Here is an 11,998-nt window from a genome sequence, read left to right as displayed (position 1 = left end):
TTAATAAAATGACAAGCATAGAACAACATAAAGGACAAGAAACAGCCTTTGGGGTAAACGCAAAAGGCTATTATGGGAAATTTGGTGGTGCCTATATTCCTGAAATGTTATATCCGAATGTAGAAGAATTACAGCAGAACTATTTGCAGATTATCAGTCAACCGGATTTTCAGGAAGAATTTCAGGATTTATTGAAAAATTATGTAGGACGCCCAACTCCTCTCTATTTTGCTAATCGCTTGTCAGAAAAATACAAAACCAATATTTATCTCAAACGTGAAGACCTGTGTCATACAGGCGCGCATAAGGTAAACAATACCATCGGGCAGATACTCTTAGCCAAACGTCTTGGTAAACACAAAATAGTAGCTGAAACAGGTGCAGGACAGCATGGAGTTGCCACAGCTACTGTTTGCGCCTTGATGGGTCTGGAATGTATTGTCTATATGGGTGAAATTGACATTCAGCGTCAGGCACCAAATGTGGCTCGTATGAAAATGCTTGGCGCAGAAGTTCGACCCGCTTCAAGTGGCTCAAAAACCCTGAAAGATGCTACCAATGAAGCCCTGCGACACTGGATTAATAATCCGGTAGATACACACTATATCATCGGCAGTGTTGTTGGTCCTCATCCTTATCCTGATATGGTGGCACGTTTTCAATCGGTTATTTCAGAAGAAATCCGCTCTCAGCTCTTCGAGAAAACTGGCAAAGAAAACCCCGATTATGTGATTGCCTGCGTTGGGGGTGGTTCTAATGCCGCCGGAGCATTTTATCATTTTTTGGACGAACCCGATGTTAAACTCATTGCTGCTGAAGCAGGTGGACACGGTATTCATTCGGGTATGTCGGCCGCTACTACATTTTTAGGTAAGCCGGGTGTTTTACATGGCAGTAAAAGCATCCTGATGCAAACCGAAGACGGACAGGTAGTTGAACCGCATAGTATTTCTGCCGGATTGGATTATCCAGGCATTGGGCCATTACACGCGCATTTATGGGATTCGGGTAGGGCAAAGTTTTATGCCATTACTGATGACGAATCTATCGAAGCAGGCTTTGAATTAACCAAATTGGAGGGTATCATTCCTGCCATCGAATCGGCCCATGCGCTTAGTGTCTTGAAATATCTCAATGCTGGTGCAAACGAAACGGTTGTTGTGAATTTATCTGGCCGTGGAGATAAGGATCTGGCTACTTATATGAAGTATCTGTAAGTTACTTTTTTTAACTGCCACAACGTAATTGCCACAATGTACACCAAGCACACAATGTTACACAATTTTATTGCGGCATATTAAATAGGGCAATATTGTGCCTACTTTGTGTACATTGTAGCAGAAAATTTAATCAAACAACAATCCAAAATAAATAATGAAAACTCTTCTATTAACCATCGCTTTATTACCCTTTTTTTATATGGCAAATGCACAAAAAAAAGAGCCTGCGAAACTCCTTCGCCACGCTGTTTTATTCAAGTTTAAAGATACCAGTAGCCCTGAAGATATTAAGAAAGTAGAAGAGGCTTTCAAGGCACTCCCGACACAAATCAAAGAAATTGCTGATTTTGAATGGGGAACCAATAACAGCCCGGAAAATCTGAACCAAGGATTTACTCATTTATTCTTTGTGAGCTTTAAATCAGAAAAAGACCGCGAGGTTTATCTACCTCACCCGGCACATAAAGCTTTTGTTGGGGTATTAGGGCCACATTTAGATAAAGTTCTGGTGCTCGATTACTGGGCAAGTAAGTAATGTCTTCTGTCAGGCGAGCGAGCCTATATCTATCAGTTTGGCTTGCCTGTTCTTTTCATCTTTATCTATTTTTATTTTATTGATTTTATGAATCGTATTACAAAGCTTTTTCAAACCAGGCTTCATAATGTATTGAATCTCTATTTTACGGCAGGTTATCCGAAATTGGCCGATACTATGCCTATATTAGAAGCTTTGCAAGAGGCAGGGGCAGATATTGCCGAAATCGGGATGCCCTACTCTGACCCTGTAGCAGACGGTGAGACCATCCAGCAATCAAACCAGATTGCTCTGGATAATGGCATGAGTTTGAAAGTACTCTTTGAGCAATTGGCAGGAATGCGATCAAAAGTACAGATACCGGTTATTCTGATGGGCTACATTAATCCGGTGTTACAATTCGGTATTGAAAATTTCTGCCAGAAATGTCAGGAAGTGGGAGTTGACGGTTTGATTCTGCCTGACTTACCAATGGACGAATATTATGAAGAATACAAGCCCGTATTTGACAAATACGGTTTACTGAATATATTCCTGATAACACCACAAACAACTGCCGCTCGTATAAGGCGTATCGACGAGATTTCAGATGGTTTTATTTATATGGTAAGTAGTGCCAGCGTAACAGGTAAGACTTCGGGTATTTCTGATGAAATGGAAGCTTACTTCAACCGGGTAAACGCCATGAATCTTAAAAATCCAAGACTAATCGGTTTTGGTATAAAAGACCATGCTACCTTCACAAAAGCATCAGAATATGCGGCAGGAGCTATAATTGGAAGCCAGTTTATTCGTGTGCTACAGTCTGCTTCAGACATCAGAGCAGACGTGGTAGAATATATAAAATCTGTAAAAATAGGATAAGATAAAGGAAATTCAGAACAGCAGTCTCATTTTTTAGCGGTTTTTCCCAAAAAAGCATTAAAAATTGGCTAAAAAGCTAAAACTCTTTTAAAAAAACTTTTGTTTCTCTATAAAATATTCTAAATTTCCTTAGAATTTTAATACCTATATTTACAGAAAAGGCTATAGCTATGGAAAAGTTTTACAGACTCTGTATAATAGCTATCTTGTTGATTTCAAGCCAATTGGCTTTTGCTCAAAAAGACAGGAAAAAAGATACCAGATACGGGTATCACTTTAGAGGGAAAAAACAGAAATTTGCCAAATTCCCGTTTGACCTACATGCTAATCTTATCGTTTTAAAAGCTACTCTTGACGACTCAGATACCCTGCGTTTTATTTTAGATACGGGGGTAACTTCAACTATCGTAACCGACCCCAAACGAGCACTGACATTAGACGTGAAGTATGTACGCCGTGTCAAAATAACAGGTGCTGGTGAAGGAGGAGACCTGATGGCGAATGTGTCGGTAGGACATACGATTAGAATGGGAGATATAGTGGCAACGCAACAAAATATTGTTGTGTTAGATGAAGATGTATTGAAACTATCGGAATTTTTGGGTGTACCTATTCATGGTATTTTCGGACATGACATTTTTAGCAATTTTGTAGTTACTATTGACTTCGAGCATAAGATGCTCTCTCTTACAGACCCCAACAAGTTCAAGTATAAGCGGTCAATGGGTACTATTTATCCGATTGTGCTGACGCAATCGAAACCTTATACTGATGCCATTGCAATGGTGAGCAACGATAATAAGGAAATTCCGATGCGACTGGTAATTGATACAGGTGCAGGACATGCACTCCTATTAAACGCCAGCGAAAAAGAACCTATTCAATTACCCGGCAAAGTAATGAGAGCCAATCTGGGAAGAGGATTGAATGGTGAAATAAATGGCCATATTGGGAGAGTAGATAAAATACGTATGGGGTCACTCGAAATGAAAGACATTTTAGCTTCATTCCCTGACAGCCTTTCTTTCAGTATGAAATTTCCGCCTACCACTCAAGGCAGGCAAGGTAGTATTGGTTGTGAACTATTGAGACGTTTCACGGTAACTCTCAATTATAAAGATGGCTATATGATTCTGAAACCTATCAAGAATCGCATCAAAGAGACCTTTGAACACGATATGAGTGGCATGGATGTTCGGGCAAGAGGAGACCAGTTTAATCAATATTATATTAATAAGGTTATTGAAAATTCTCCTGCCTATGATGCAGGCTTAAAAGAAGGCGACGAAATTATTTTTGTTAATAACCAGAATGTAAAGGATATGGCTATCAGCGAAATTTACAAAATCTTATCAAGAAAAGAAGGCAAAGATGTAGAGCTTTTCATCAGACGAAAAGGAGAGTTGAAATTTGCCAGCTTTAAATTGAGAAGAATGATTTAAATTTACTATTTCGACAATCAGAAAGGGGGTAATTGTGATGCAATTATCCCTTTTTCTTTGATAAAAGTGACACTGATTTTGGCTCACGTGACTTCCCAAAAAAAACTCAACCAATACATATAAGGGGAAACCCCTATTTTAGGATACAACAGAAATATTTAAGAAAATTTCGTTTAATTTTGATTGAATACTTTTACGAAGACCATTAATTACTCTTAATATATGCTCTAACCTACCATACAAGCCCCATGCTGAGATTATTTATCATTCTACTAATAGCTCCTATAGGCTTTGTATCCTGTTCAAAGGGTGATACAAGTGAAAAAATCTTTCAAAAAAAATCTGATGAAAAACTGGATGCTTATTGTAGCTATCTGAATGCCGATAGTAGTCTCCACGACAGCACCTATCTACCTCTTTTTTATAAGCGGTTTAATCGATTAGTTTCTGAAAATAAGATTGATTCAGCTTCACAGATTTTGTTCTGGGCCGGAAGAAATATTGCTAATAACTTTAAGTATGATACGGCTTTCCTTCAGGTATCAATCAATTTTGTAAATAAATATAGTTCAAAGCTACAAGACCGCTATTTTTCAGGTATCTATCATAATATCGGTATCACTTACTGCGATAATGGAGAGTATGATAATTGCTCTTATTATCTTAACAAAGGGGTTATTCAACCTAAAGACTTTTATACATTTCAGAATGTTGCTGATATAAATTATGGTCTATTGTTCGGACATCTCAATAATGGCAAACTTGAACAATCACTCAAATCGGCCTATAAAGCACTCGAGATGTTTGAAACACAAAGAGATACTGTATTTATATCTGCTTGTTATTCGGGGATTGCCTGTATCTATCGTTCTCAGGACGATTTCCCCGAGGCTATGAAATATGAAAATCAAGGCCTTAGGGTTGTCAGAGAAGCGCGTGACACTTCTGGTATTCTGACGGTTTCATTAAACAGGATGGATCTTTATGACCAGATGCAACATCCTGATTTATATCCGCTTATTGATTCTACGATGACTCTATTCAGGCAATGGCCTCATAAAACCGAAGATGATAAGCTGGCGATTAATAGCTGGTATGTCTTGAAGTTAATACATGATAATAAATTAGATGAAGCAAAAAAAACGCTTGACGAAATAAAACCTTTCAGTCTGGAAAGAAGCACCGGATCTTCATTAGATTATTATAACTACGCAAAATTTGTTTATGACGAAAAAGTAGGGGAAAAGTCAGGTAATATTAGTTTTTATTCAAATGCTCTGCCGAAACTAAAAGAGAATAAAGATTATGCCCGTCTTGCACTATATAATCAGATACTTTCGGAGAACGCCAATACTAAAGGTAACTATAAAGCTGCCATGAAATATTTAAAAAATGCGCAAACAGCCCAAGATAGTGTTAGTAACAAAGCCTTACGGATAAAAGTAAAAGAATTTGACAGAAAATATCAGACTGAAAAGAAGGAACAGCAAATAGAATTGCAGCATAAAGAACTGACTCAGAAAAATACTTTTATAGCCCTTCTGATTGCCTCCATTATTGGCTTAATAGCGGCGGCATCAGCTTATTATTTATGGCAAAGACAAAAAACATTAAAACTGGAAAAAGAGAGTAGCGCTAATTTTACCAGACAACTTTTAGAGAATACAGAGGAAGAACGTAAACGCATTGCCGGAGATTTACATGATAGTATAAGCCATGAATTATTGAATCTGAAATCGTCATTAAGTAAAGACACAAAAGCAGTTAGCAGTAAAATTGATACAATTATTAATGATATAAGGGGTATCAGCCGGAACTTGCATCCGGTTATGTTTGATAAAATTGGTTTAGTGCCCAATATTGAACAATTGGTTGAACGGATTCAGAATCAGCATAATTTCTTTATCAGTACAGATGTCAATTATACAGGCTCATTGAGTTCGGCTAATGAGCTTCAGATTTACCGGATTATTCAGGAGACCTTAAGTAATATCATTAAATATGCTAATGCACACGCAGCCAAAATCACTATTAATGAGCAACCAACATATATTCTGATAGAGATAAAAGATAATGGGAAGGGTTTTCATGTAAAAGAAACATTGAATAGTGGTAAAGCTTTTGGCTTGCATAATATTATTGAAAGAAGCCGTGTGATTGGTGGAGAAGCACATATTAATTCTTCGGCAGATGGTACTGTTATTACGATTCATATCCCTAAAAAATCATGAGAATACTCATTGCAGACGACCATCCTTTTACATTAATGGGCACCAAAGCTTTTGTTGAGTCTTTAGGTTATAAAGTAGAAGATGTATGCTCGAACGGGATTACAGCCTTCAATTTAATTTCATCGCATCAGCCTGCTGTAGCCATTTTAGACATCAATATGCCGGGAATGGATGGCCTTGAAGTTTTAGAAAAAGTGTATCGCCTGAAATTACTTACAAGAGTTATTCTCCTGACCATGCACAAAGAAATGACTATCTTCAGAAAGGCAAATCAATGGGGTGTAGCAGGTTATATTCTCAAAGAAAATGCGCAGGAGGAGTTACAGAAATGTATAGAAATTGTAAAAAAAGGAGGTCAATATATAAGTAAAAATCTTGAAAATGATTTAGTGATAGATACTCACTCAGGTAGTCAAAACTATCCTATCGAGAGGCTTACTTTTACCGAGAAAAAAGTGTTAGAGCTGATAGCCCAACAAAAAACCTCCAAGCAAATTGCCGATATGCTTTTTATTTCAGAGAAAACAGTAGAAGGACACCGAACAAGTATTATTCAGAAACTCGAATTACCCAAAGAAAAAAATATTCTGCTTATCTGGGCTACCAGGTATTTTAAGTGATTGGTTGAAACACAGGCAATGCGTTTCAACCAATCTAATGAATCATCTACTCTATCAGTTCTCACAACCTCCGATTGTAGCCTGAAAAACTGCTCCGTTAGCTACTTCAAAAGTAGTACCACCTCCATTGGTGCTTGGCTTCAATTCTATTCTATTTCCGGCTTTTAAGGCTACTTTTGCTGTTCCCGAAATAATATGGCTGGCTTCGATAGAATTACTTGCTTTCAGATTAACTACCCCTGAAGCCACGTTATTTGCAGGATTCACTAAGGTAAGGGTTGGTGGGCATGGGGAGGTTTCTCCTTCTAAAGTAATAGTAATAGCTAACCTTGCACTTTCACAACCATTAATCATCTGTGAAGCATAATAGGTGGTTCCATCCATCAGTTCAGCTGAGCTATTCAATAAATTACCTCCTGCAGCGGCATCATACCATTTAATGTCTGAACCCGTAACTACTATATTGGCAATTGTGGAACCGTTGGCTAAGGTCTGATTCGTATTGCCTGCAGGTGCAGCCATCATAGTTCCTGTTACAACCATTGAAATCAGTCTTGCAGCAGCAGGCGATGAGGTTTTCTTTCTGATAGCAATTCTATATTCCTGATTTGGTGTTGGGGTGGCTATTTTTACCTGTTTATAATTATTACCATTGCCATCAAACCAGGTAGTAGAAATCGTGGCAGCCTGTGTTCTATTAGCCATTGTCACTGGCTTCCAGGTTCGGGTTTCGGCATTAGTACCCATATTTTTCACTAACATATCAAAATCATAAATCATTCTGCTTGCAGTATTGTCGACGCCATCTTCTTCCATTTGTTCTACACCTTCATCATCAGTCCAGGCAATAGAGACAATCAATGGCTCACAACCGCTGGCTTTAACTGTACGATATAATTCAGCTGTTGAGTTATTAGTAGGGTTAACTGTAATTTCTTCAATATAAGCACCTTTACTGGTAGCATCGGCATGTGTTTGACTTGTCGGATTTACCGAACTACTTCTATATTTAATGGCATTAGCCGCTTTTTCAATATTTACCAATCCCCAGCCAAACTTAGAATCAGGGCCAGTTAGTCCTAAGTCTTCTGCTGTGCCCAGCAGTAATGCTTTTAAGGTTGATGCCTTCATATAAGCATTATTGAGTTTATTATAATATTGCTGTAATAACAGCCCAGATGCTGCCACAGCAGGTGTAGCATAAGAAGTTCCGCTCGATTCGTCTCCATTACCACTATAAGCATTGTCAGAGGGGGTATTAGTGCCTTCAATAGCAAAAAGTGAAGAGTTAATACCTGTTCCTTTGGCAACAACATCAGGTTTTACACGGCCGTCGTCAGTTGGGCCCCAGTTACTGTAGGTTGACATCGTTTTATCACCATTCACAGCTCCTACTGTTACCACATTTTTTGATGCAGAAGTTCCTGTAACCATATCAAAACCACCTTTAAGCCAATTGCCATTCATATGTTTATTCTGGTCATCGGTTGCATTAGGATCTTGCTCATTGCCTACTGCTATAAACGGCAGATAATTTGGTGCATTTTTTACAACCACATCCAAAGCTACAGATGAGGCATCATAAGCACCGAATCGCCATATCGGGTCGCCTTCGCCATTAGTATAACCATAAGAATGGTTAGAAATCAAGTAGCCCTGGCCAGCAAATGCTGTCATTTCAGTATAATCATTATCCCAGTCATAGTTTTTGGCAGTTGCACCGTAGGCAATTCCACGCGCAGATGGCTGATTAGGGATATCTTTCCCGACCATAGTACCCGAAACATGCGTCTGGTGGTTATTTCCTTTATAATTATCTCCACTTCCGTCCATAGTTTGTCCTGGTTGCATTGCTACTTTACCCGACAACAATTCATGAGTAGCTCTTACCTGCCCCCCATCCCATACACCTGCTACCATATTTGTGCCCGTGATATTATCTCCGATAGAACCACCACTATATAGCTGGTTTGCTTTAATCAATTCGCCAGATGCCTTGTTTTTGGTATTGATATACACAGGATTACCCTTAGCATCAATAAATTTCAGATAATACAAAGAGCCGTTTTTTACGAAGCTACGGCGTAATTGAGTATTCTTTGCTAAAAACTCCTGTACTTTCTTCTCGTCTTGTTCAAATTTTCTTTGGGCTTGTTGCTGTAAAACACTGATACGGGTATTGCTATTAGCATACGACTGAACTATTTTTTGTCTTTCTTCGTCAGTTTGTGCTTCTACAGCAAACATACAGCCCCAAAGCAGAGCAATGCATAAGCAGGTAAAGGTATTTTTCATGATTAGAGAGGGACTTAAATTTATGAGAGAGATTTGTATTTACGACGGGAATAAGTAAATCTTGAATTATCAATAAGCTCTACTTCAAAACTTGTCATAGAATTGATAACTTTCTGTGGGTTAATCAGTACAGCTTTATTGATACGCTTGAAATCCTGAAAAACACTTTGCCAATAGTTAAGACTGTAGCTCACAATTATTTTTTTACCACATTCAAACTTTACTTCATTATAAGGCTGGATTCCAAGGTGTTTGATATAGATTATTTTCTGCTCCTCTTCGAGTCTTACAATACGAGTGTTTCTACTAACAGTTGAATACATCTTTTTGGTTGCTAAGGTTCAGGTAATGGTAATCTGGCTGCTTCAGGAAAGTGAATAGTTATAATAAGCTGTGTAGCGGGCTGATAATCAACCGTACAAATGTAACGGAAGTCTCTTAGGTGCGGAATAGGGGGAAACCCTTGTTTTAAGGTATATTAAGAAATATCTCTATAGTGCCACAATAATAAATTGTAAAATATAATTTAACAGTCTATACATACTTATATATTTCTTATAGTCTTTCTGCTCGTGTTATTTTTATTAATTTCGTGCCGTATTAAATATTTTGCATACCATGACTATTCTCATATTAAATGCACTTGTAGTGAACGAAGGGAAAATTGAGCCACGTGATATATTTATTAAAGATGGTATTATTGATCAAATTGGTCCAGACTTATCAGGTCTGAAAGCCAATCGTATCATTGATGCCACAGGGAAATACCTGCTTCCGGGTGTGATTGATGATCAGGTACATTTCCGTGAACCGGGGCTTACTCATAAGGCTACTATTTATACAGAAGCTAAAGCAGCTGTAGCAGGAGGTACGACCAGTTTTATGGAAATGCCCAATACTGTTCCGAATGCGCTTACACAAGAATTATTGGCAGATAAATACCAGATAGGCGCTGAAACCTCATTAGCCAACTACTCTTTTTATATGGGTACATCGAATGATAATTATGAGGAAGTAATGCGTACGGATATTCAGAATGTTTGTGGATTGAAAATATTTATGGGGAGTTCGACAGGCAATATGTTAGTTGATGACGAACACGTATTATCGAAGGTTTTTGCCAATTTCCCTGCTCTTATTGCTACTCATTGCGAAGATGAAGCCACTGTAAAAGCAAGACTGGAGCAATACAAGACACTATATGGGGATAATCCACCTTATGATATTCATGCAATTATCAGAAACGAAGAGGCTTGTTATAAATCTTCTTCTATGGCAGTTGAATTAGCTAAAAAGTATAAAACCCGCTTGCATATCCTGCATATTTCGAGTAGTGAAGAAATTCCTTTATTTGCCAAAGGGCCAATTGCTGATAAACATATAACATCTGAGGTTTGTGTCCATCACCTATGGTTTGATGCCGAAGATTACAAGCGATTGGGTAATCAGATTAAATGTAATCCTGCTATTAAGCATGGGCATAAAGAAAAACTATTACAAGCCTTACTTGACGACCATTTCGATGTAATAGCTACAGACCATGCACCTCATACCTGGGAAGAAAAACAGCAACCTTACTGGCAGGCACCATCTGGCCTACCATTAGTACAACACTCGTTGAATGTGATGCTCGAGTTTTATAAGCAAGGCAAAATATCGCTCGAAAAGATTGTACAGAAAATGTCGCACGCTGTTGCCGATTGTTTCCAGATTGAACGCAGGGGATATATCAGAGAAGGGTATTGGGCTGATTTGACTCTGGTTGATTTGAATGGCACTACCATAGTTGATAAAAACAGCCTTTATAGCAAGTGTGGTTGGTCGCCGTTTGAGGGTACAGCGTTTCAGTCGAAAGTGACACATACGATTGTTTCAGGCAATATAATCTATGCCAATGGCAAGTTTGATGAAAGCAAAAAGGGGCAGCGTTTAAGATTTGAAAGATAGAACATTAACGCATCATTAACAGTTTTATGAATAGATACTTGTAACAATTGGAAGACGTATAGCGTTATGCTTCCGAAACATAACTTTTATTCTCAACAAAAACTGATACACAATGAAAAGATTATTGTTTGCCTTTCTCTTATCAGGCTATACATTTATTACTCACGCGCAAGATAATATGGCAAAAGACCCCATCAAGAAAATTGAGGTAACCGGTTCGGCAGAAATGGAAATTGTACCGGATGAGATTTATTTTTCAATTTCGCTTAAAGAATACTTTAAAGATGAGAAAAATCAGAAAGATAAAGTAACAATTGATGTACTGGAAAAACAATTGATTGCCGCCGTGATAAAGGCTGGATTTCCGAGAGATAACCTTACCATTAAAGCTATAACGGGTTATAGAAACTGGACAGGTAAGAAAAAACCACTGAATTTTCTGGAAAGCAAACGCTATATTCTGAAAATGAACAACCTTTATAAAACCGATGTGATTTTAGATGAAGTAGATGATAAAGGAATTGAATTTGTGAATATTGACCATGTAGACCATTCAAAAATTAAAGATTTCAGAAAAGAAATCAAGATAAATGCCTTAAAGGCGGCTAAAGAAAAGGCCACTTATCTATTGGAATCTATTAATGAAAAAGTGGGTGATGTTTTAATGATAGAAGAATTAGACGAGCAGTTTTATGCCCCACAACCCATGATGATGTCTAATATGCGCATGATGAAAGCAAGCGGTGATGCCGCTCCAATGGAAGATAGTAGTCTGGAATATCAGAAGATTAAGCTAAGTTATAAGATGAAAGCGGCATTTAAGATTAAGTAGGTATTTGTTTGC

10 protein-coding genes are annotated in these 11,998 nt (G+C 38.0%); 8 read left to right on the top strand and 2 right to left on the bottom strand.

The features are described from left to right. Positions 1–8 precede the first annotated feature (8 nt). From trpB to H1R81_RS15705, 6 genes are all read left to right on the top strand, one after another. Positions 9–1,217: a tryptophan synthase subunit beta gene (gene trpB / locus H1R81_RS15730; protein ID WP_181841693.1), complete on the top strand. Its 1,209-nt coding sequence runs from the start codon at positions 9–11 to the stop codon at positions 1,215–1,217. Positions 1,218–1,419: 202 nt separating this feature from the next. After that, positions 1,420–1,755: a Dabb family protein gene (locus H1R81_RS15725; protein WP_409013559.1), complete on the top strand. Its 336-nt coding sequence runs from the start codon at positions 1,420–1,422 to the stop codon at positions 1,753–1,755. A gap of 87 nt (positions 1,756–1,842) precedes the next feature. Continuing rightward, positions 1,843–2,619 (top strand): tryptophan synthase subunit alpha, encoded by a 777-nt coding sequence (trpA, locus tag H1R81_RS15720; RefSeq protein ID WP_181841691.1) that lies wholly within the window; start codon positions 1,843–1,845, stop codon positions 2,617–2,619. Between the two features lie 170 nt (positions 2,620–2,789). Beyond that, complete coding sequence (locus tag H1R81_RS15715) at positions 2,790–4,061, top strand: aspartyl protease family protein (protein WP_181841690.1); 1,272 nt, start codon at positions 2,790–2,792, stop codon at positions 4,059–4,061. A gap of 248 nt (positions 4,062–4,309) precedes the next feature. Beyond that, positions 4,310–6,292, top strand: coding sequence for a sensor histidine kinase (locus H1R81_RS15710; protein WP_181841689.1), 1,983 nt, complete (start codon positions 4,310–4,312; stop codon positions 6,290–6,292). Then, positions 6,289–6,912, top strand: coding sequence for a response regulator transcription factor (locus tag H1R81_RS15705; protein ID WP_181841688.1), 624 nt, complete (start codon positions 6,289–6,291; stop codon positions 6,910–6,912). Before H1R81_RS15710 ends, H1R81_RS15705 begins: the two co-directional genes overlap by 4 nt. A 54-nt stretch (positions 6,913–6,966) precedes the next feature. Here the strand turns inward: H1R81_RS15705 and H1R81_RS15700 are convergent, their stop codons facing one another. After that, a complete protein-coding gene (locus tag H1R81_RS15700) occupies positions 6,967–9,207 on the bottom strand; it encodes a S8 family serine peptidase (protein ID WP_181841687.1) in 2,241 nt (746 codons plus the stop codon). Between the two features lie 20 nt (positions 9,208–9,227). Beyond that, positions 9,228–9,530 (bottom strand): LytTR family transcriptional regulator DNA-binding domain-containing protein, encoded by a 303-nt coding sequence (locus H1R81_RS15695; RefSeq protein ID WP_181841686.1) that lies wholly within the window; start codon positions 9,528–9,530, stop codon positions 9,228–9,230. Between the two features lie 295 nt (positions 9,531–9,825). Between H1R81_RS15695 and H1R81_RS15690 the strand changes: the two genes are divergently transcribed. Together H1R81_RS15690 and H1R81_RS15685 are read left to right on the top strand one after the other, a co-directional pair. Next, positions 9,826–11,154 (top strand): dihydroorotase, encoded by a 1,329-nt coding sequence (locus tag H1R81_RS15690; protein ID WP_181841685.1) that lies wholly within the window; start codon positions 9,826–9,828, stop codon positions 11,152–11,154. Between the two features lie 112 nt (positions 11,155–11,266). After that, entirely contained in the window at positions 11,267–11,986 is a 720-nt protein-coding gene (locus H1R81_RS15685) for an SIMPL domain-containing protein (RefSeq protein ID WP_181841684.1), read from the top strand. The last annotated feature ends 12 nt before the right edge of the window (positions 11,987–11,998 follow it).

The sequence above is a fragment of the Emticicia sp. BO119 genome, from assembly GCF_013912375.1.
Lineage (GTDB): Bacteria > Bacteroidota > Bacteroidia > Cytophagales > Spirosomataceae > Emticicia.
The sequence above is the reverse complement of the archived record's forward strand: the minus strand, read 5'-3'. Positions and strand labels throughout refer to the sequence as shown.

Coding starts and splice junctions, on each gene's coding strand:
- trpB (WP_181841693.1), top strand. CDS start 9: ATGACAAGCATAGAACAACATAAAGGACAAGAAACAGCCTTTGGGGTA.
- H1R81_RS15725 (WP_409013559.1), top strand. CDS start 1,420: ATGGCAAATGCACAAAAAAAAGAGCCTGCGAAACTCCTTCGCCACGCT.
- trpA (WP_181841691.1), top strand. CDS start 1,843: ATGAATCGTATTACAAAGCTTTTTCAAACCAGGCTTCATAATGTATTG.
- H1R81_RS15715 (WP_181841690.1), top strand. CDS start 2,790: ATGGAAAAGTTTTACAGACTCTGTATAATAGCTATCTTGTTGATTTCA.
- H1R81_RS15710 (WP_181841689.1), top strand. CDS start 4,310: ATGCTGAGATTATTTATCATTCTACTAATAGCTCCTATAGGCTTTGTA.
- H1R81_RS15705 (WP_181841688.1), top strand. CDS start 6,289: ATGAGAATACTCATTGCAGACGACCATCCTTTTACATTAATGGGCACC.
- H1R81_RS15700 (WP_181841687.1), bottom strand. CDS start 9,207: ATGAAAAATACCTTTACCTGCTTATGCATTGCTCTGCTTTGGGGCTGT.
- H1R81_RS15695 (WP_181841686.1), bottom strand. CDS start 9,530: ATGTATTCAACTGTTAGTAGAAACACTCGTATTGTAAGACTCGAAGAG.
- H1R81_RS15690 (WP_181841685.1), top strand. CDS start 9,826: ATGACTATTCTCATATTAAATGCACTTGTAGTGAACGAAGGGAAAATT.
- H1R81_RS15685 (WP_181841684.1), top strand. CDS start 11,267: ATGAAAAGATTATTGTTTGCCTTTCTCTTATCAGGCTATACATTTATT.